Origin of the sequence: Pseudomonas wadenswilerensis (assembly GCF_024749185.1) — a bacterium.
GTDB classification, from domain to species: domain Bacteria; phylum Pseudomonadota; class Gammaproteobacteria; order Pseudomonadales; family Pseudomonadaceae; genus Aquipseudomonas; species Aquipseudomonas wadenswilerensis.
The window spans coordinates 4,567,464-4,587,215 of sequence record NZ_CP087191.1 but is presented as its reverse complement, the minus strand read 5'-3'; the positions used below and the strand labels follow the sequence as shown (position 1 = coordinate 4,587,215).

Here is a 19,752-nt window from a genome sequence, read left to right as displayed (position 1 = left end):
CCTGCATGAACAAGAAGTCCACCACGCTGCTGGTCGCGGCCTTGCTGCTCGGCCTGGGCCTGGGCGTGCTGCTGGCGCGCCAGGGCGGCCCGGTTGCCGCTGCCCCTGCATCCGCTCACGCCCATGCCGAAGGCGATCACGAGGAAGAAGAGCATGGCGAATCGGAAAAAGCCGAAGAAGGTCACGAAGAAGAGGGTGCACTGACCCTCAGCCAGGAGCAGATCGACCTGGCCGGTATCGAACTGGCCGCCGTTGGCCCGCGCCAACTGCAGCGCAGCCTGTCCCTGCCTGGCGAGATCCGTTTCGACGAAGACCGCACCGCGCACCTGGTACCGCGTGCTGGCGGGGTGGTCGAGTCAGTCGCCGTGGTGCTTGGCCAGCAGGTCAAGGCCGGCGACTTGCTGGCGGTCATCGCCAGCCCGCAGATCTCCGAGCAGCGCAGTGAACTGGCCGCCAGCCAGCGCCGCCTGGAACTCGCCCGCAGCAGCTACCAGCGCGAGAAGGACCTGTGGCAGGAGGGTATCTCCGCCGAGCAGGATTACCAGCAGGCCCGTCAGGTCCTGCAGGAAGCGGAAATCGCCCAGGCCAACGCCCGGCAGAAGATCAGCGCCCTGAGCGGCAGCGTGGTCCTGGCCGGCGGCAACCGTTACGAGCTGCGCGCACCCTTTGCCGGGCAGATCGTCGAGAAGCACCTGGTTCCGGGCGAGGTGGTCAACGAAACCAGCGCCGCCTTCACCCTCTCGGACCTGTCGCGGGTCTGGGCGACCTTCGGTGTGGCGCCCCGTGACCTGCCTAAAGTACGCGCCGGCATGCCGGTGACCATCGTCGCCAGTGAGCTGGGCGAGCAGGTTAGCGGTACGGTCACCCATGTGGGCAGCCTGCTCGGCGAGCAGACCCGTACCGCCGCTGTGCGGGTCACCCTCGACAACCCACGAGGCGCCTGGCGCCCCGGCCTGTTCGTCGCCGTGCAGGTGCCCACCGAGCAGTATTCCGCCGCCCTGAGCGTACCGGACCAGGCCCTGCAGACCCTGGAAGAGCAACCCACGGTGTTCGTGCGCACCACCGAAGGCTTCATCGCCCAGGCGGTTGAACCAGGCGCCAGTGCCAACGGCTTCGTCGAGATCCGCAAGGGCCTGCAGGCCGGCCAGCAAGTGGCGGCGCAGGGCAGCTTCATCCTCAAATCGGAGCTGGGCAAGGCCAGCGCCGAACACGCCCACTGACCGGGAACCTCACATGTTCGAACGCCTCATACAATTTGCCATCGAGCAGCGCCTGATGGTGCTGCTGGCAGTGCTGCTGATGGCCGGTCTGGGGGTTGCCAGCTATCAGAAGCTGCCGATCGATGCCGTGCCGGACATCACCAACGTCCAGGTGCAGATCAACACCCAGGCCGCGGGCTTTTCGCCGCTGGAAACCGAGCAACGCATCACCTTCGCCATCGAAACCGCGATGGCCGGCCTGCCGGGGCTGGAACAGACCCGTTCGCTGTCGCGTTCGGGGCTGTCGCAGGTGACGGTGATCTTCGAGGAGGGCACCGACCTGTTCTTCGCCCGGCAACTGGTCAACGAGCGCCTGCAGCAGGCGCGTGAACAATTGCCGGAAGGCGTTGAAGCGGCCATGGGCCCGATCTCGACCGGCCTTGGCGAGATCTTCCTGTGGACCGTCGAAGCTGCCGACGATGCGCGCAAGGCCGATGGCAGCCCCTACACGCCGACCGACCTGCGCGAGATCCAGGACTGGATCATCAAGCCGCAACTGCGCAATGTGCGTGGGGTGGCGGAGATCAACACCATCGGTGGTTTCGCCAAGGAGTATCAGATTGCGCCAGACCCCAAACGGCTGGCGTCCTATAAGCTGACCCTGGGCGACCTGCTCACCGCACTTGAGCGCAACAACGCCAACGTCGGTGCCGGCTACATCGAGCGTCGCGGCGAGCAGTTGTTGATTCGCGCACCGGGGCAACTGGCCGGCATCGATGACATCGCCAATATCGTCCTGGCCAACGTCGACGGCACGCCGATCCGTGTGCGCAACGTCGCCGAAGTCGGTATCGGGCGTGAACTGCGCAGCGGCGCGGCAACCGAGAACGGCCGCGAAGTGGTGTTGGGCACGGTGTTCATGCTGATCGGCGAGAACAGCCGCACGGTGTCCCAGGCGGTGGCGCAAAAGCTGGTGGAGATCAACCGCTCGCTGCCTGAAGGGGTGAGTGCGGTGACCGTCTACGACCGTACCAACCTGGTCGACAAGGCCATTGCCACGGTGAAGAAGAACCTGATCGAAGGCGCGATCCTGGTCATCGTCATTCTGTTCCTGTTCCTCGGCAACATTCGCGCAGCGCTGATCACCGCCATGGTCATTCCGCTGTCGATGCTGTTCACCTTCACCGGCATGTTCGGCAACAAGGTCAGTGCCAACCTGATGAGCCTGGGCGCGCTGGACTTCGGCATCATCGTCGATGGCGCGGTGGTGATTGTCGAAAATGCGATCAGGCGCCTGGCCCATGCCCAGCAGCATCACGGCCGCCTGTTGACCCGTTCCGAACGCCTGCACGAAGTGTTCAATGCCGCCCGCGAAGCACGCCGGCCGCTGATTTTCGGCCAGTTGATCATCATGGTGGTGTACCTGCCGATCTTTGCCCTGAGCGGGGTCGAGGGCAAGATGTTCCACCCGATGGCGTTTACCGTGGTGATCGCCTTGCTCGGTGCCATGCTGCTGTCGGTGACCTTCGTGCCAGCGGCCATTGCCCTGTTCGTGACCGGCAAGGTCAAGGAAGACGAGAACCTGTTGATGCGCAGCGCCAAGCGCGGCTATGCGCCGTTGCTCAAGTGGGTCATGGGCCATCGCCCGCTGGCGTTTTCCCTCGCCGCGCTCACCGTGCTGCTCTCGGGCGTGCTGGCCAGCCGCATGGGTAGCGAGTTCGTGCCGAGCCTGAGTGAGGGCGACTTTGCCCTGCAGGCCCTGCGCGTGCCCGGCACCAGCCTGAGCCAGTCGGTACAGTTGCAGCAGCGCCTGGAGCAGAGCGTGCTCAGTCAGGTGCCGGAAGTAGAGCGCGTATTCGCCCGCACCGGTACCGCCGAGATCGCCTCGGACCCGATGCCGCCGAACATTTCCGACAGCTATGTAATGCTCAAACCACAAGACCAGTGGCCCGACCCGAGCAAGAGTCGCGAACAGCTGATTGCCGACATCCAGCGCGCCAGCGCGCGGGTGCCGGGTAGTAACTATGAACTGTCGCAGCCGATCCAGTTGCGCTTCAACGAGCTGATCTCCGGGGTGCGCAGTGATGTCGCGGTGAAGGTTTTCGGTGATGACATGGCCGTGCTCAACAGCACCGCGGCGAAGATCGCCAGTACCTTGCAGGCGGTGCCGGGGGCGTCGGAGGTGAAGGTCGAGCAGACCTCGGGGTTGCCGGTGCTGACCATTGACGTCGACCGCGACAAAGCGGCGCGCTATGGCCTCAATGTCGGTGACGTGCAGGACACCATTGCCGTGGCCGTGGGCGGTCGCCAGGCCGGTACCCTGTATGAGGGGGATCGGCGCTTCGACATGGTGGTGCGCCTGTCCGACACCCTGCGCACCGATATCGACGGCCTGTCGCAGTTGCTGATACCGGTGCCGGCCAGCAGCGGCAGCGGTGGCCAGATCGGCTTTATCACCCTTGCGGATGTGGCCAGCCTGGACTTGGTGCAGGGCCCCAACCAGGTCAGCCGCGAGGACGGCAAGCGCCTGGTGGTGGTCAGCGCCAACGTGCGCGGCCGGGATATCGGCTCGTTCGTTGACGAGGCGGCGGCGCGCATCGATAGCCAGGTGAACATCCCGGCCGGTTACTGGACCCGCTGGGGCGGCCAGTTCGAGCAGTTGCAGTCGGCGGCGCAGCGTCTGCAGGTGGTGGTGCCGGTGGCCTTGCTGCTGGTCTTTGGCCTGTTGTTCATGATGTTCAACAACCTCAAGGACGGGCTGCTGGTGTTCACCGGTATTCCCTTCGCCCTGACCGGCGGGGTGGTGGCCCTGTGGCTAAGGGATATCCCCCTGTCGATCTCGGCAGGCGTGGGTTTTATTGCCTTGTCCGGGGTCGCGGTGCTCAACGGTCTGGTGATGATTGCCTTTATCCGCGGCCTGCGCGAGCAGGGTCGTTCGCTGAATCAGGCCATCGACGAAGGCGCACTGACGCGCTTGCGGCCCGTGCTGATGACCGCGCTGGTCGCCTCCCTGGGCTTTATCCCCATGGCCCTGGCCACCGGCACCGGCGCCGAAGTGCAGCGGCCGCTGGCCACCGTGGTGATTGGCGGCATTCTCTCGTCCACGGCGCTGACCCTGCTGGTATTGCCCGCGTTGTATTACTGGGCTCACCGCAAAGACGAGGAAGAGGTCGTATCCGAGGTGACGAAACTGTAATTCGCCGCTCATCTTCGGGTTATTCAGCCCTTGTCAGGATACCCATGGCGCCCGCATTGCGGGCGCCTTGCGTATCTCTGCCAATAATCAGGAGTTGAAGATGGGGAATAAAACCACAGCCTGTTTTACCGGGGCCCTGGCCCTGGCCAGTTGCGCTACCGCCAATGCCGTCAGCCAGCCCGAGGGTGGCGGCTTTGTCGAAGACAGCAGCCTGACGGTGCTCAGCCGTAACTTCTATTTCAACCGCGACTACCGTAAAGGCGAACAGTCGCCCACCGGCAAGGCCGGCTACGCCGAAGCCTGGGCCCAGGCCTTTATCGCCCGTTTCGAGTCGGGTTATACCGAGGGCACCGTGGGTTTTGGCCTGGATGCTCACGCCATGCTCGCTCTCAAGCTCGACAGCGGCGATGGCCGCAGCGGCGGGCGCAGTTCGTTCGACATGCTGCCGGTGGACCGCAATGGCAATACCGCCAGCAACTTCAGCAAGCTGGGTGGCGCGATCAAGGCGCGCCTGTTCGATACCGAGCTGAAGTTTGGTGACGTGTTCCCGACCACCCCGGTGGTGCACTTCGGCGACTCGCGCCTGTTGCCGGAAAGTTTCACCGGCTGGACCCTGGAGAACACCAGCCTGGCAGGCCTGAAAGTCCAGGGCGGGCGCTTGCACGCCATGAGCCAGCCGCTGTCGAGCAACAACCGCGACGGCTTCGTGACCTTTTACGGCGGCCCCGTCGATTCGCCCTGGCTGGGCTATTTTGGCGGCGATTACCAGGCCAGCGACAACCTCAGCCTGAGCCTCTACAGCAGCCGTCTGAAGGACGCCTGGGATCAGTACTACGCCGGTGTCAGCTACAAGTACCCGATGACCGACGAGCTGACCGGCTTCACCAGCTTCAACTACTACAAGGCCAAGGATGAGGGCCAGCAATTGCTGGGCAAATTCGACAATGACATCTGGAGCGCCCGTGTCGGCGTGAGTTATGGCGCCCATACCCTGGCCCTGTCGCACCAGCGCAACCAGGGCGACAACGACTTTGACTACGTGCGCCAGTCCGACTCGATCTACCTCGACAACTCGATCCAGTACAGCGACTTCAACTCGCCGAAAGAACGCTCGTGGATGCTGCGCTACGACCTCGACATAACCGCTTATGGTGTGCCGGGCCTGTCGTTCATGAGCCGCTACGGGCGTGGTAGCGGCATCGATTATTCCGATGCCAATGGCGTGTACATGCGCCGCGATGCCGACGGCAACCCGCTGACCGGGCAGAAGCGCTGGGAGCGCGATATCGAGGCGAAGTACGTGGTGCAGTCCGGCAGCCTCAAGGATTTGTCGCTGCGCGTGCGTCAGGCCACGACCCGGGCCACGGCTTTCGAATCGGACCTGGATGAGGTGCGCCTGATTGTCGAGTACCCGCTGACCCTGCTGTAGGGCGAATCTTGCAGCACTGTAATGTCCGCCTCACCTTGGCGTTAGCTTGCCCTCCGTAAGATTGAACTGTCCTGAAATTCAATCACGAGGTGAGCAACATGAGCCTGAACAAGTATGTGCTGATGGCTGTATTGGCCCTGGGCAGTAGCGCGGCACTGGCCGAAGGCGGGGCGGAGCGTTCGAAGCAGTTCTGGGAAAACTTCCGCCTCAGCCAGGAACAGATTCACGGCAAGAAGGACCAGGCAGTGGCCAAGTCCGACGCGCAAAAACCTGACACGGCGAGCAGGCAGGTCGCCAAGGAGTAGCTCCATTCACCTTCGAAGCTCCCGCTCCAACGGAAAAGGTGAACTTTGGCGCCCTACACGGGCGCCTGTTTTACTTGCGCGCCACCAGCACGGCGCGCCGTGGTGCCGGCAGGCCTTCGATGGTGCGGCTGTGGTCGTCGGGGTCGAGGAAGTCGCTGAGCGACTGGTAGCGCATCCATTCGGTGCTGCGCTGTTCTTCGACGCTGGTGGTGCTGACGTCGACGCAACGCACATCGCTGAAACCGGCACGGCGCAACCAGCGCTCAAGGGCCGGCACCGACGGCAGGAACCAGACGTTACGCATTTGTGCGTAGCGATCTTCCGGCACCAGTACCTGATTTTCATCGCCTTCGATCACCAGGGTTTCCAGCACCAGTTCACCGCCCTTGACCAGGCAGTCCTTGAGCGCCAGCAGGTGCTCGATGGGCGAGCGGCGATGGTAGAACACGCCCATGGAGAATACCGTGTCGAAGCCTTCGAGGTTGGCCGGCAGGTCTTCCAGGGCGAAGGGCAGGTGCCAGGCCGGTAGCTCCGGCAGGTAGCGCTGCACGGCCTGGAACTGGCAGAAGAACAGCCAGTTGGGGTCGACACCGATGACACTGTCGGCACCGGCACCAAGCATGCGCCACTGGTAGTAGCCGTTGCCGCAACCGACATCCAGTACCCGCTTGCCCTTGAGGTCCAGGTGCGGGGCAACCCGCGACCACTTCCAGTCCGAGCGCCACTCGGTATCGACATGCACGCCGAACAGATCGAACGGGCCCTTGCGCCACGGCGACAGGCCCATCAACGCCTGCTGCATGCGCGCACGGGTGTCGTCATCGCAGTCGCAATCCAGATTGAGGCCGTTTTGCAGGTCAATGCGCGTGGGCGTCAGCGCTGGCAGGGCATCCAGCGCAGCCTGCCAGCGTTCCAGGTCGCCATGACCCTTTTCCATCTTGGCGTCGAGTTGCGCTTGCAGGCCTTGTGCCCATTGCGCCAGGGGAGTGCCCGCCAAGCGGCGGACCAGGGGGGACAGATCAATCATGGCAGGGCAATCAACGAGGCAAAGTTAAGGCATTGGAACCAGGGCACGACTTTCGAGAATCCGGCCGCCAGCAGGCGTTCGCGGTGTTCTTCGAGGCTGTCGGGCTTCATCACGTTCTCGATGGCGCTGCGCTTCTGGGCGATTTCCAGTTCGCTGTAGCCATTGGCCCGCTTGAAGGCCACATGCAGGTCGGTGAGCAGCGCGTGTTCCTCATCGTCAACGAAACGCAGCTTCTCCGAGAGGATCAGCGCGCCGCCCGGCAGCAGCGACTGGCGGATGCGCGTGAGCAGTTCGAGGCGCTGTTCGGGGGCAATGAACTGCAGGGTGAAGTTCATCGCCACCACCGAGGCCGGCTGGAATTGCAGGGCGAGGATATCGCCTTCGATCACCTCGACCGGCAGCAGCTCCTGGCACATCGAGTCCTGGGCGTTGAGGTACTGCCGGCAGCGCTCGACCATGGCCGCCGAGTTGTCGATGGCAATCACCCGGCAACCCTCGCTGCGCACATGCCGGCGCAGGGCCTGGGTCACGGCACCGAGCGAGCTGCCCAGGTCGTACAGGGCCGTGTCGGGCTGGGCGAACTGGGCGGCAAGCACGCCGAGGTTCTCGACGATGGTCGGGTAACCGGGGACCGAACGCTTGATCATGTCCGGGAACACCCGCACCACGTCTTCGTTGAAGACGAAGTCGGGCACCTGGCCAAGGGGCTGGGCGAATAGGCGGTCGGGTTCTTTGCTCACGGGGGCAATCCAGGCGTTGGGCGGTAAAGGGCCGGCATTTTAGCCAAACTGGCGGCAGGATGCATGGCCCGCTGACCAGCGCGGCCTACTTCACCGTGATTGCGCAGTCGAAGGTCTGCACCGGACGCACTTCCGGGGCCCAGGGCTGCTGGTAGACCAGCAGCAGATGGCCTTCGCCAGCGGCCTGGGCCTGGAAGCGCCACACCGATTGCCCGGCGCTGCCGACCACGCCGGCGTCTTCCGGGTGGCTGTAGACCTCGGGGCCGAGACTGCGCAGGATGCCGGTGGCTGGGTTTTGTACTAGCCAGCGATAACCGGTGCTGGGGTTGCTGGGCAGTGTCAGCGTGAGGTTCTGGCCCGTTTGCAGTTGCAGCGGGCAGTCGGCCTGTTTGTCCAGTTCGACGTTATGCACCGGTTTTTGTGCGCAGGCGGCAAGCAGGGCGAGGCTCAGGGGAACGAGCAGGCGGGCAGCAGTCATGAAAGCTCCGGATAGGCGACGATAGCGCAGCATAACCGAAGATGATCGCAGGGCAAGGGCCTGCATCGTCTGTGGGAGCGGGCTTGACCCGCGATGAGGCCGGTACAGCCAGCACTCCAGGTGAAGCCTGAATTGCGCCCGCTGCGCGCCCGATCGCGGGGCAAGCCCGCTCCCACATCTATGGTCCGGGGTTAGAACAGCACCTTCGCCACATCACTGAAGCGCTTGGCAAAGTGCACGCTCAAACCCTCCTTGAGGTACTCCGGCAACTCTTCGAAATCACCCCGGTTGGCTTCCGGCAGGATCAGCTCGAAGATCTTCTGCCGCCGCGCCGCAATGACCTTCTCGCGCACCCCGCCGATCGGCAGGACCTTGCCGGTCAGGGTCAGTTCGCCGGTCATGGCCACGCCTTTCTTCGGTGCCTGGTCACGGGCCAGCGACAGCAATGCACTGGCCATGGTCACCCCGGCGCTGGGGCCGTCCTTGGGCGTGGCACCTTCCGGTACGTGCAGGTGAATGTAGGCCTCATTGAAGAAGCTCGGATCACCGCCGTATTGCTTGAGGTTGGCACTGACATAGCTGTAGGCGATTTCGGCGGACTCTTTCATCACCTCACCCAGCTGACCGGTCAGTTTGAAGCCGCGATTGAGGGTGTGGATGCGTGTCGCCTCGATCGGCAGGGTGGCGCCGCCCATGCTGGTCCAGGCAAGGCCGGTGATCACGCCCTTGCCGGAGAGCACCTGTTCGCTGCGAAACACTGGCATGCCCAGCGATGCTTCAAGGTCCTTGGGGCCGATCTTGATCTTTTTCTCGGGATCTTCGAGCAGTTGCACGACCGCCTTGCGTACCAGCTTGCCCAGCTGCTTTTCCAGCTGGCGCACACCGGCTTCGCGGGCATAACCTTCGATCACCGTGCGCAGGGCGCTGTCGCTGATGCTCAGGCTGGTCTTGGCCACACCGGCTTTGTGCAATTGCTTGGGCCACAGGTGGCGCTTGGCGATGGCCAGTTTTTCTTCAGTGATGTAGCCGGACAGGCGAATCACTTCCATACGGTCGAGCAACGGCCCGGGGATCGAGTCGAGGGTGTTGGCGGTGCACACGAACAGCACCTTGGACAGGTCCAGGCGCAGGTCCAGGTAGTGGTCGAGGAAGTCGACGTTCTGCTCGGGGTCGAGGGTTTCCAGCAGCGCCGAGGCCGGGTCGCCCTGGTAGCTCTGGCCCATCTTGTCGATCTCGTCGAGCATGATCACCGGGTTCATCACCTCGACATCCTTGAGTGCCTGCACCAGCTTGCCCGGCTGGGCGCCGATGTAGGTGCGGCGGTGGCCCTTGATCTCGGCCTCGTCGCGCATGCCGCCGACGCTGAAGCGGTAGAACGGCCGGCCCAGGGATTCGGCGATGGACTTGCCGATGCTGGTCTTGCCGACGCCCGGCGGGCCTACCAGCAGCACGATGGAGCCGCTGATCTCGCCTTTGTAGGCACCCACGGCGAGGAATTCGAGGATGCGTTCCTTGATGTCATCGAGGCCGGCGTGATGCTGGTCGAGCACTTTGCGCGCGTGCTTGAGGTCGAGCTTGTCCTTGCCGTAGACACCCCAGGGCAGAGCGGTGGCCCAGTCCAGGTAGTTGCGTGTGACGGCGTATTCCGGCGAACCGGTTTCGAGGATCGACAGCTTGCCCAGCTCCTCGTCGATGCGCTTTTTCGCGGCGGCGGGCAGGGTCTTGCCTTGCAGGCGCTGCTCGAACTGTTCGATGTCCGCGCTGCGGTCGTCCTTGGTCAGGCCCAGCTCCTGCTGGATGACCTTGAGCTGCTCCTTGAGGAAGAACTCGCGCTGGTGCTCGCCGATCTGCCGGTTCACCTCGGCAGAGATCTCGTTCTGCAGGTGCGCGACTTCGACCTCCTTGCGCAGCATCGGCAGGACCTTTTCCATGCGCTTGAGCATGGGCACGCAGTCGAGCACTTCCTGCAACTGGTTGCCGGTGGCCGAGGTCAGCGCGGCGGCAAAGTCGGTCAGGGGCGACGGATCGTTGGGGCTGAAGCGGTTGAGGTAGTTCTTCAGCTCTTCGCTGTACAGCGGGTTGAGCGGCAGCAGCTCCTTGATCGCATTGATCAGGGCCATTCCGTAGGCCTTGACCTCGTCGGTCGGCTCGCTCGGTTGATGCGGGTACTCGACCTCGACCAGGTACGGCGGGCGATGGTGCTTGAGCCAGGTACGGATGCGCACCCGGGTCAGGCCCTGGGCGACGAACTGCAGTTTGCCGTTCTCGCGGCTGGCGTGGTGCACCTTGACCAGGGTGCCGTACAGCGGCAGGGCCGAGGTGTCGAAATGACGGTGGTCTTCTGGCGGCGTGTCCATGAAGAACAGGGCCAGGGAGTGATGTGGGGTCTTGGCTACCAGATCCAGGGTTTCGGCCCAGGGTTCTTCATTGACGATCACCGGCAATACTTGCGCGGGGAAGAACGGGCGGTTGTGGATCGGGATGATATAGACCTTGTCGGGTAACTGCTGGCCCGGCAAGGCGAGGTTATGGCCGCTGTGTTCGGAGGCTTCGAGATGTTCGACTTCGGCGTCTTCCTCGGGATGTTCCGGTAGATCCTGCTGATCGCTCATGGCGCACCTGCTCAATGACTATGGTGCTTAGATGGGGCGGGTGGAGGAAAGATTCAAGCTTCAAGCTTCAAGCTACAAGCCGCAAGTGGGGAGCGCGGTGCTTGCAGCTTGAAGCTTGCAGCTAGCAGCTAAGGTCTACTCAGCCAATTTGTAAGCGATTACGTAATCACCCATCTTGGTGCCCAGCGAGCCGTGACCACCGGCGGTGACCAGCACGTACTGCTTGCCGTCCTTGCCGGTGTAGGTCATCGGCGTGGCCTGGCCACCGGCCGGCAGGCGCGATTTCCACAGCTCCTTGCCGGTGTTGGTGTCATAGGCACGCAGGTACTGGTCCAGGGTGCCGCTGAGGAAGCCCAGGCCGCCAGCGGTGACGATCGAGCCGCCCATGCTTGGCACGCCAATCGGCAGGCCGATCGGGATTGGCGAGCTGTCGCGGCTGGTGCCGTTCTTGTGCTTCCACACCACCTGGTTGGTGGTCAGGTCGATACCGGCCACGTAGCCCCAGGCTGGCGCCTGGCACGGTACGCCCAGTGGCGACATGAACGGGTGCATGATCACCGCGTACGGTGCGCCGGTGTTGGGTTGCACACCGCTGGTTTCGCTCTCGCGCTTGCTACCGGCGGCGACTTCGGCGCGCGGCACCATCTTCGAGACGAAAGCCATGTAGTTCGGGGTGGTGAACAGCAGTTGGCGAACCGGGTCGACCGAGACGCTGCCCCAGTTGAACACGCCGACGTTACCCGGATAGACCAGGCTGCCCTGCACCGACGGCGGGGTGTACTGGCCTTCGTAGCGCAGTTCGCGGAACTGGATGCGGCAGAGCATCTGGTCGAACGGGCTGGCGCCCCACATGGCCTGTTCGGTCAGGTCCGGGCCGAGCAGGTTGAGGTCCGAGCGGGCCTGGGTCGGCGCAGTACGGTCGCCTTCGACTGCACCTTGCGGTACCGGGATCTCGCGGATCGGCACGATCGGCGTACCGTCGCGACGGTCGAGCACGTACAGGCTGCCCTGTTTGGTCGGGGCGATCAGCGCAGGTTTCACGCCGTCGGCGGTTTTCAGGTCCAGCAGGGTTGGCTGGCTGCCGACGTCCATGTCCCACAGGTCGTGGTGGGTGAACTGGTAGTTCCAGCGTACCTTGCCGTTGGCCAGGTCCAGGGCGACGATGCCGGCGCTGTACTTCTCGGCGCCCGGGGTGCGGTCAGCGCCCCACTGGTCCGGGGTCTGGTTGCCCAGCGGCAGGAAGACCATGCCCAGTTTCTCGTCGACACTGGCCAGCGACCACATGTTCGCCGAGTTGCGGCTGTAGGTCTTGCCGGGTGCCAGCGGTGCGGTGTCGTCCGGGTTGTTGCTGTCCCAGTTCCACACCAGACGGCCATCGTGCACGTCGTAGGCGCGGATCACGCCGGACGGCTCGTTGGTCGACTCGTTGTCGGTGACATGGCCGCCGATGATTACCAGTTCGCGGGTGATCGCTGCAGGCGAGGTGGAGTAGTAACCGCCAGCAGTGAACGGGCCGATGCCGGTGGTGAGGTCGATCACACCCTGGTTGCCGAAACCTTCACAGACCTTGCCGGTGTCGGCGTTCAGGGCGATCAGGCGGGCGTCGGCGGTCGGCAGGTAAAGGCGACGCGGGCAAGCGATGGCAACGGCTTGGCCGGCATCGCTGATTTTCGGCGCCGGGCTGCCGTCGGCATTGACGTAGTTGTTCTCGTCGTAATACGACACGCCGCGACAGGTCATGTGGGCGAAGCCCTTGAAGCCCACCGGGCTCTTGATCTGCGGGTCGAAACGCCAGATTTCGGCACCGGTGTCCGGGTCCAGGGCCAGCACTTTGCTGTGGGCGGTACAGGCATACAGCTTGCCGTTGGCCTTCAGCGGGGTGTTCTGGTTGGTCAGCTCGACCGGGTCGTTGTCGGTTGGCAGGTCACCCGTGCGGATGCGCCAGGCTTCCTGCAGCTTGTGCACGTTCTGCGGGGTGATCTGGCGCAGCGGCGAGTAGCGGTCGCCGAATTCGGTGCGACCATAGGCCTGCCACTCGCCATCCGGCATCTGCGGTGCAGTGCTGCTCATCTCGGCGCTTTCGCGGCCCAGCTCGCCCTTGATTTCACCCGGGTGGGTGAACTGGCTGGCCACTGCAGTGGCGCCGGACAGCACCACGGCCAGGCTCAGCAGGCCGGTGTTGACCTTGGACGGGTTGCCCAGCAGCGGGCGGCGCGCCCACGGCAGCAGCAACACCGCACCCAGGGCGAACCACAGGGCCAGGCGCGGTACCAGTTGCCACCAGTCCAGGCCCACTTCCCACAATGCCCACAGGGTGCTGCCCAGCAGCACCAGGCCGTACAGGCCCAGGGCGTTGCGGCGCAGGGCCAGCAGCAGGATGCCGGACAGGGCGAAGCCGATGCCGGCGATCAGGTAATACAGCGAACCGCCCAGCTGGCTCAGTTTGATACCGCCAGCCAGCAGGGCCAGGCCCATCAGCAACAACAGCACACCGATCAGTCGCGGCAGCCAGCGGGTTCTACTCAAGGCACCATCAGTGCTCATCGTGTGTTCTCCGTTAGGTGAAAAGGGTGGTTAGAAACTGCTCTGGATCTTGATCCCGCCGATCAGTGCGTCATCGACCTGGCTCACGCCACCGGGATGGCGGATGTACTGCAGGTTCGGGCGCACGGTCAGCCAGTCGGCCAGGTGGATGCCGTAATACAGCTCGGCGCTGTACTCGGTGTCCTGGATCGGACGGAACAGGGGATCGTTGTAGTCGCTGACGCCGCGAGCCTGATTGATGGCCTGGGCGTTCTTGCGGTAGGCAGGGTTGACGTGCACGCGTGCCAGGGCGAAACCGATGTCGTCCTTGGCGCGGGCATCGAAGGGCCCCTTGTACACCACACCTGCCTGAACATAGTTGTCGATGGCATTGGTCTTCTTGTCGTGCAGCGTGGCGTTGGCGAATACGCTCAACCCTCGCGAGTGGTCTGATGCCAGCGACGTCACCTGTTGCTGGGCACCGAGCCAGAAGCCGTGCTTGCTCGAACTGCTGCGGTAAGCCTGGCCGCTCAATGCTGCCGGTTGTTCGTTGCTGTCCTTGTAGACATCGCTTGCCTTGGCATTACTGTAGTAGTAACCGGCGCGATATTCCCCTTTCAGGCCATTCACAGCCGGGCTCCAGACCAGTTCGACCGGAATCACCGCGCCCTGGGTACCGCTGCCGCTGAGCTTGAATCCGTTGCCGCGATCGAGGTTGGAGGGGTTCTGCTCATAGGCGCCGATTTGCGCGTACAGCTCTGAGGTCAGGTTGTACTTGACCCGCAGGGCCCACTGGCTGACCGGCCAGTTGTACCAGATGTCACCTACCCAGTTGCCCACCTGCGAGCCGCAGAACGCCAGGTTCTGGAAGTCGCAGGGGAAGCTGTTGAAGTCCTCGCCCTGACCGAAGCGGCCGAATTTCACATCCAGCGCGCCGTCGAAGTATTTCTGCTTGATCCACATCTGCGTCAGCCGCCAGGTCTGGCCGCGGCCCCAGACTTCCTGGGCCGAGGTAAAGCCACCGACGCGTGGGTCATTGATGCGGTCGTTACTGATGTTGTTGCCGTGCCGTTCGGTGACGGTCAGCTGGAACTCGGCATCGTGCCAGCCAAGGATCTTCTGCAGGTCCAGGTGGGTGCCGAGGGCGAACTGGTCGCTGTAGCGCGCGGTCTTGTCGTCGTCATAACCGCCATGCAGGTTGGCGCCCATCTCGCCGGTGTAACCGAGGGTGAAGTCGTAGCCGCGTTCAGCCAGCTCCGTGCGGGTACCGCCCCAATCGCCAAGCATCCATGGCGAGTCGCTGGCGAACATCGCCGCGGCCTGGGCGCAGGGCGCGAGGCTGGCGATGGCCAGACCCGAAAGCAGTGTCCGGGTGGCGGGGGAAAAGCGGAAACGATCAATCTGAGGCATGAGATAGCGCTATCTTTTGATTATTGAAAAAACGGCAAGGCCACCGAGTTTCGAGGATCATCGGCGATAAAGTTGCAGGGAAATAAACTGAAGCGGTTCAGCTTGCGGCGGGGAGGATATAGCTGAACTTGTAAGAAAAAAAGTCAATTCAACGAGAGGCACCGTTGCCGGATCGGTAACAGTCCGGCTGAGGCAGGTGACACTGATCCCTTGTGGGAGCCGGCTTTGCCGGCGATGAGGCCGGCACAATCAGCACATCAGGCGCAGACCAATGCGACCAATCGCCGGCAAGGCCGGCTCCCTCGGGATGGGTGTTGGCTTAGAAGGTGGTACGCAGGCCGACTTCAACACTACGCCCTGGTGCCGGGGCGATGTCGCGCAGGATCGAGCTTGAGTAGCGCACGGTCTGGTCGGTGAGGTTCTCGCCGCGAACAAAGGCCAGCCACTGGCTCTGGCCGATGTCGAAGCGGTAACCCACGCTGGCGCCGAGGGTGGTGTAACCGTCGGTGCTGGTCTCGTTGGCCGGCTTTTTGTGCTGGGCACTGGCGTGTTGCACATCCACCCGTGCCTGCCAGCGGTCCAGTTCCCACAGCAGACCACTGTTCAGACGCAGCGGGGCGATGCGCGGCAGGTCTTCGCCAGTGTCGAGGTTCTTGGCCCGGGTGTAGTCGCCGGACAGTTCCAGAGCAAAGCTGCCGTAGCGGTTTTGCGCCAATTGCCAGCGATCCTGGGCCTCGATGCCGTAGAAGCGCGCGCGAACCCCGTGGTAGAGGTATTCGGGCACATCGCCGCCGTGGTCATGATCATGATCATGATCATGGTCGTGATCGTGCTCTTCATCGCCGTGACCATGGTCGTGGTCATGGCCTTCGCGCAGGTTGCCGCTGGCCAGCAGGCCGATGTAGTTGCGGAAATGACTGTAGAACACGCCGACGCTGCCCTTGTGCGTGCCATTGTCGAAGCGCAAGGCCAGGTCGCTGGAGATGGCTTTCTCCTTGCTCAGGTTCGGATCGCCGACCTCGTAGGTGCCGGTGGCGACGTGGGCGCCGTTGGCGTACAACTCATAGAAGGTCGGTGCGCGCTCGGTGTAGCCCAGGGTCGCGGCCAGGGACCAGACCGGGGTCAGCTCGTAGACCGCGCCGGACGACAGGCTGGCCGCGGTGAAGCTGCTCGAACGATCGGCCTCGGCAAAGCGCTCGCTGCCCTTGCTGTCGGGTTCGACCCGGGTGTGCTCCAGGCGCCCGCCCAGGCTCAGGTTCAGGCGTTCGGTGGCTTGCCACTGCTCGAGCATGAACAGCGCCAGGCTGTTGGTGTCGGTCTGCGGCACAAAGGCTTCTTCGCCGAGGGCGGAGAACTCGTTGCGGCTGACCTGGGCGCCAATCACCCCTTCGACCGGCCCCAGCGGCTGGTGCCGGGCTTCGACCCGCGCCTCGTAACCCTTGTTCTTGAAGGTGGTATGCACCTCGCCGCTTTCAACCTCGCGGTGCTGGTAGTCGGTGTAGCCAAGGTCGACCTTCACCGAGCTGAACGGACCGTCGAGGTCGCGCAGTTCCGAGGCGAAGCCGTAATGATCCTGTTGCATGTCCAGGCGCACGCCCGGTTCGGCCACCGAGCCGTAGTTGGAGTCATAGCGGCTGTAGGAAAGGCCGGCATAGCCATGATCCCAATGGTAGGAACCACCCAGCGCGCCGCCATCCTGGCGACCGTCGCTGTTCTCCAGGCGGTGTTTGCTGCCCGGTTCGTCGGCGTCGCGCACTTTCGAGCTGCGGGCGTAGCCGGGAATGCGCAGGTCATTGAACTGGCGGCTGTTGGCGTCCAGGTGCAAGGCGAAGCGGCCGTCACCGGCCTCCAGCTTGCCGGCGCTGCTGCGGGTGGTGTCGGCACCGCCATAGCGCAGTTCGCCCGCCCCGTGAATGCCGTCGATGGGCGAGGTCGGGATGCGGTTGTCGAAGCTGTTGACCACCCCGCCGATGGCGTTGCCGCCGTAGAGCAAGGCGGCCGGGCCGCGGACGATTTCGATGCGCTCGACGGTGGCCGGGTCCAGTGGCACGGCGTGGTCATAAGACAGCGAAGAGGCATCCAGGGCGCCGACACCGTTGCGCAGGATACGGATACGGTCGCCGTCCAGACCGCGGATCACCGGGCGGCTGGCACCGGGGCCGAACCAGGTCGAGGCGACGCCGGGCTGGTTGTTCAGGGTCTGGCCGAGGCTGCCTTTTTGTTGCAGGGCCAGGTTGTCGCCGTCGAGTACGGTGCTGGGCGCGGCCAGTTCGCTGTTGCCCAGCGGGTTGGCGGTGATCACCTGGGGTTGCAGCTCGACAGCCTGACTCAAGGGCGAGGCGAGCCAGAGCGCAGCGGCGAGGGGGGAGAGGCGCAGGGGTAAGTGACGCATGGAGGGAAGGGGTCCTTGGCAGTGTTATAGTACTGATACAATATAACATTACCATGAAAGATAAAACGCCCATGCGCTGGCTAGAGCCTTTGCCCACACTAGAATGTCTGTAAGCAGCACCTTGGATGCGAAAAGTCTGAAGACTTGCAGCCGTGCCTCGGCTAAGGTGCGCACCTTTCGTTGGCTGGAGCACAGGCATGACCGCCGCAAATCAAAACCCGCTGCATGGCGTGACCCTGGAGCAGATCCTTACCGCGCTGGTCGCGAAATACCAATGGGATGGCCTGGCTGAGCGCATCGATATCCGCTGCTTCAAGAGCGACCCGAGCATCAAGTCGAGCCTGACCTTCTTGCGCAAGACGCCCTGGGCCCGGGAAAAGGTCGAGCGCCTGTACCTGAAAATGCAACGCGGCCGCTGAGCCGGTGAGCCGGCGCAGGCTGTTCATCGCCCTGGCCGCGTGCCTGGGCTGGAGCGCGCTGGCAATCCAGATGTACCTGCTGTTGTTGGCGCGCTGGCAGGAACAGGCCAGCCTGCTGGGTGGCCTGGTGAGCTTGTTCAGTTTCTTCACCGTGCTCAGCAACACTTTGGTCGCCGTAGTGCTCAGTCACGCGGCATTCGGCCGGGACTCGCCGCTGCGGCGCTTCTTTCTCGCGCCCTGGGTCAGTTCCGGGATTGCCGCGAGCATCATCCTCGTGGGCCTTGCCTACAGCTTGTTACTGCGTCACCTGTGGCACCCGCAAGGCTGGCAATGGCTGGCGGACGAGCTGCTGCACGATGTCATGCCGCTGCTGTTCGTGGCCTATTGGTGGTGCTGTGTAGAGAAGGGCAGCCTGCGCTTCAGGCATCTGCTGGCCTGGCTGCTGTATCCGGCGGGGTATTTTGCCTACGCGCTGTTGCGCGGGCATGTGCTGGGCGCCTATCCCTATCCGTTCATCGACGTGGCCGAACTGGGCTACGGTCAGGTGCTGCTCAATGCGCTGGCGATTCTCGGTGGATTCGTCGCTATCGGCCTGCTGTTGCTTGGCCTCGATCATTGGCAGGGCGGGCGCCTGGCCAAGGCCAGGACGCAACCCTGAGGTAGCCGTTTATTCGTCGTGTGAATCGAGGTGCCAGTAGGCGGCGGCCTTGATCAGGTCTTCCTTGACGCCCTTGTCATCAATCAGCAGGCGCTTGGTCTTACGCATCAGCGACTTTTCCAGGGCTACCCAGGTATACAGCTGACCGCTTGGCAGGGGCAGGTCCTTCACCACTTCCAGCAGATCCTGCTGCTGACGCTGTACCCAGATCACCTCGACCTGCGCAGCACTGGCCAGTGGCTGTTGTTCCTGGGCATCCTCGATCTCGATCACTGCCACCACCTTGCGGCCCGTCGGCAGTTCTTCCAGGCGCCGGGCGATGGCCGGGATCGCGGTTTCGTCACCGATCAGCAGGTAGCTGTCGAAGATGTCCGGCACCACCAGCGAGGCTCGCGGGCCGGCAATGTTGAGCACCTGGCCGACCTGCGCCTGGGCCGCCCATGTGGAGGCAGGGCCGTCGCCGTGCAGGACAAAGTCGATATCCATCTCGCCGCCCGCCAGGTCGATGCGCCGCGGGGTGTATTCGCGCATGGTCGGGCGCAGGCCGTCGCGGCTGAAATCGAGGTTGTCGAGCACCGCCTGTTCTTCTGCCGAGCAGGCGAACATCAGCTTGACGTGGTCGTCGCTGCCAACGCTGGCAAAGCCTTGCAGCTCTGGCCCGCCGAGGGTGATGCGGCGCATGCGTGGGGTCAGGTCGGTAACCCGCAGCACGTTCAGGCGGCGGTGTTTGATCTCGTGGTTGACGCGGTGAATGGTGGCGTTTTCGCTAACAGTCATTCGGGTTGCTCCGGTGAGGTCGCAGTGGGCCCTGCGACGATGGCTTTGGCGGTGTCATTGAGCAGGGTACGAACCCGCTCGATTTCCGCCGGGTTCCAGCGCCCGCTGTGCATCTGCAGGGCGTGGCGCAAGTTGTGTACGGCCTCGTGGATCTCTGCCGGGCGGTCGTGGCCGCGCAGCGAGCGCTTGCTGACTTCGATGCGCATGCGTACCCCGTCCAGGGCAATGGCCTGGTCGGCCAGGGACTTCTGCCCGGCCGGGGTAATGCCGTAGAGGCGCTTGCTGCCTTGGGTCTGGCCGCTGATCAGCTCGGCTTCTTCAAGGAAATTAAGGGTCGGGTAGATCACCCCGGGGCTGGGGCTGTAGCTGCCATCGAAGAGGCTTTCGATCTGGCGGATCAGGTCGTAGCCGTGGCAGGGCTGTTCGGCCAGCATCGACAACAGCAGCAGCTTCAGGTCGCCGGGGGCAAATACGCGGGGGCCGCGGTCGCCACGTTCACGGCCGTGACGACGTTCGAAGCCGTCATGCCGGTCGCCATGTTCGCGGTGGGGATGATGGTCACGCATGGGGGAATCTCCGTTTGCGTT

15 protein-coding genes are annotated in these 19,752 nt (G+C 63.8%); 6 read left to right on the top strand and 9 right to left on the bottom strand.

The genetic code is table 11. The features are described from left to right. Positions 1-5 precede the first annotated feature (5 nt). From LOY45_RS21015 to LOY45_RS21000, 4 genes are all read left to right on the top strand, one after another. The gene (locus LOY45_RS21015; protein WP_258578308.1) at positions 6-1,220 is read left to right on the top strand and encodes an efflux RND transporter periplasmic adaptor subunit; all 1,215 of its coding nucleotides are present in this window, start codon (positions 6-8) and stop codon (positions 1,218-1,220) included. Between the two features lie 13 nt (positions 1,221-1,233). After that, positions 1,234-4,395 carry a CusA/CzcA family heavy metal efflux RND transporter gene (locus LOY45_RS21010; protein WP_134061521.1) on the top strand — a complete coding sequence of 1,054 codons (3,162 nt, stop codon included), beginning with the start codon at positions 1,234-1,236 and terminating at the stop codon, positions 4,393-4,395. Positions 4,396-4,495: 100 nt separating this feature from the next. After that, the gene (locus tag LOY45_RS21005; protein ID WP_258578307.1) at positions 4,496-5,824 is read left to right on the top strand and encodes an OprD family porin; all 1,329 of its coding nucleotides are present in this window, start codon (positions 4,496-4,498) and stop codon (positions 5,822-5,824) included. A gap of 98 nt (positions 5,825-5,922) precedes the next feature. Continuing rightward, complete coding sequence (locus tag LOY45_RS21000) at positions 5,923-6,129, top strand: hypothetical protein (protein ID WP_115085580.1); 207 nt, start codon at positions 5,923-5,925, stop codon at positions 6,127-6,129. A gap of 70 nt (positions 6,130-6,199) precedes the next feature. On the opposite strand, the gene cmoB is transcribed toward LOY45_RS21000, so the two are convergent. From cmoB to LOY45_RS20965, 7 genes are all read right to left on the bottom strand, one after another. Next, the gene (gene cmoB / locus LOY45_RS20995; RefSeq protein WP_258578306.1) at positions 6,200-7,156 is read right to left on the bottom strand and encodes a tRNA 5-methoxyuridine(34)/uridine 5-oxyacetic acid(34) synthase CmoB; all 957 of its coding nucleotides are present in this window, start codon (positions 7,154-7,156) and stop codon (positions 6,200-6,202) included. Then, positions 7,153-7,896 (bottom strand): carboxy-S-adenosyl-L-methionine synthase CmoA, encoded by a 744-nt coding sequence (gene cmoA, locus LOY45_RS20990; RefSeq protein ID WP_115085582.1) that lies wholly within the window; start codon positions 7,894-7,896, stop codon positions 7,153-7,155. Before cmoA ends, cmoB begins: the two co-directional genes overlap by 4 nt. Before the next feature lie 85 nt (positions 7,897-7,981). Beyond that, the gene (locus LOY45_RS20985; protein WP_115085583.1) at positions 7,982-8,374 is read right to left on the bottom strand and encodes a protease inhibitor I42 family protein; all 393 of its coding nucleotides are present in this window, start codon (positions 8,372-8,374) and stop codon (positions 7,982-7,984) included. Between the two features lie 191 nt (positions 8,375-8,565). Further along, on the bottom strand, positions 8,566-10,986 hold the full coding sequence (gene lon / locus LOY45_RS20980) for an endopeptidase La (RefSeq protein ID WP_115085584.1): 2,421 nt from the start codon (positions 10,984-10,986) through the stop codon (positions 8,566-8,568). A 135-nt stretch (positions 10,987-11,121) separates the two neighbouring features. Further along, entirely contained in the window at positions 11,122-13,530 is a 2,409-nt protein-coding gene (locus LOY45_RS20975) for a glucose/quinate/shikimate family membrane-bound PQQ-dependent dehydrogenase (protein WP_115085585.1), read from the bottom strand. A gap of 30 nt (positions 13,531-13,560) precedes the next feature. Next, positions 13,561-14,919 (bottom strand): carbohydrate porin, encoded by a 1,359-nt coding sequence (locus LOY45_RS20970; protein ID WP_258578305.1) that lies wholly within the window; start codon positions 14,917-14,919, stop codon positions 13,561-13,563. 319 nt (positions 14,920-15,238) lie between these two features. After that, positions 15,239-17,311, bottom strand: coding sequence for a TonB-dependent receptor (locus LOY45_RS20965; protein WP_115085587.1), 2,073 nt, complete (start codon positions 17,309-17,311; stop codon positions 15,239-15,241). A gap of 197 nt (positions 17,312-17,508) precedes the next feature. Between LOY45_RS20965 and LOY45_RS20960 the strand changes: the two genes are divergently transcribed. Both LOY45_RS20960 and LOY45_RS20955 read left to right on the top strand, forming a co-directional pair. Further along, positions 17,509-17,730 (top strand): VF530 family protein, encoded by a 222-nt coding sequence (locus tag LOY45_RS20960; RefSeq protein WP_045197670.1) that lies wholly within the window; start codon positions 17,509-17,511, stop codon positions 17,728-17,730. Positions 17,731-17,734: 4 nt separating this feature from the next. Next, complete coding sequence (locus LOY45_RS20955) at positions 17,735-18,388, top strand: Pr6Pr family membrane protein (protein WP_115085588.1); 654 nt, start codon at positions 17,735-17,737, stop codon at positions 18,386-18,388. Between the two features lie 9 nt (positions 18,389-18,397). Here LOY45_RS20955 and LOY45_RS20950 read toward each other — a convergent pair whose 3' ends face one another. After that, positions 18,398-19,165, bottom strand: coding sequence for a siderophore-interacting protein (locus LOY45_RS20950; RefSeq protein ID WP_134061525.1), 768 nt, complete (start codon positions 19,163-19,165; stop codon positions 18,398-18,400). Then, the gene (locus LOY45_RS20945; protein ID WP_134061526.1) at positions 19,162-19,731 is read right to left on the bottom strand and encodes a PadR family transcriptional regulator; all 570 of its coding nucleotides are present in this window, start codon (positions 19,729-19,731) and stop codon (positions 19,162-19,164) included. Before LOY45_RS20945 ends, LOY45_RS20950 begins: the two co-directional genes overlap by 4 nt. Positions 19,732-19,752: the final 21 nt, after the last annotated feature.

Bases quoted from the DNA above. Each gene is read 5' to 3' on its own strand.
- LOY45_RS21015 (WP_258578308.1), top strand. From the start codon at position 6: ATGAACAAGAAGTCCACCACGCTGCTGGTCGCGGCCTTGCTGCTCGGC.
- LOY45_RS21010 (WP_134061521.1), top strand. From the start codon at position 1,234: ATGTTCGAACGCCTCATACAATTTGCCATCGAGCAGCGCCTGATGGTG.
- LOY45_RS21005 (WP_258578307.1), top strand. From the start codon at position 4,496: ATGGGGAATAAAACCACAGCCTGTTTTACCGGGGCCCTGGCCCTGGCC.
- LOY45_RS21000 (WP_115085580.1), top strand. From the start codon at position 5,923: ATGAGCCTGAACAAGTATGTGCTGATGGCTGTATTGGCCCTGGGCAGT.
- cmoB (WP_258578306.1), bottom strand. From the start codon at position 7,156: ATGATTGATCTGTCCCCCCTGGTCCGCCGCTTGGCGGGCACTCCCCTG.
- LOY45_RS20985 (WP_115085583.1), bottom strand. From the start codon at position 8,374: ATGACTGCTGCCCGCCTGCTCGTTCCCCTGAGCCTCGCCCTGCTTGCC.
- lon (WP_115085584.1), bottom strand. From the start codon at position 10,986: ATGAGCGATCAGCAGGATCTACCGGAACATCCCGAGGAAGACGCCGAA.
- LOY45_RS20975 (WP_115085585.1), bottom strand. From the start codon at position 13,530: ATGAGCACTGATGGTGCCTTGAGTAGAACCCGCTGGCTGCCGCGACTG.
- LOY45_RS20970 (WP_258578305.1), bottom strand. From the start codon at position 14,919: ATGCCTCAGATTGATCGTTTCCGCTTTTCCCCCGCCACCCGGACACTG.
- LOY45_RS20965 (WP_115085587.1), bottom strand. From the start codon at position 17,311: ATGCGTCACTTACCCCTGCGCCTCTCCCCCCTCGCCGCTGCGCTCTGG.
- LOY45_RS20960 (WP_045197670.1), top strand. From the start codon at position 17,509: ATGACCGCCGCAAATCAAAACCCGCTGCATGGCGTGACCCTGGAGCAG.
- LOY45_RS20950 (WP_134061525.1), bottom strand. From the start codon at position 19,165: ATGACTGTTAGCGAAAACGCCACCATTCACCGCGTCAACCACGAGATC.
- LOY45_RS20945 (WP_134061526.1), bottom strand. From the start codon at position 19,731: ATGCGTGACCATCATCCCCACCGCGAACATGGCGACCGGCATGACGGC.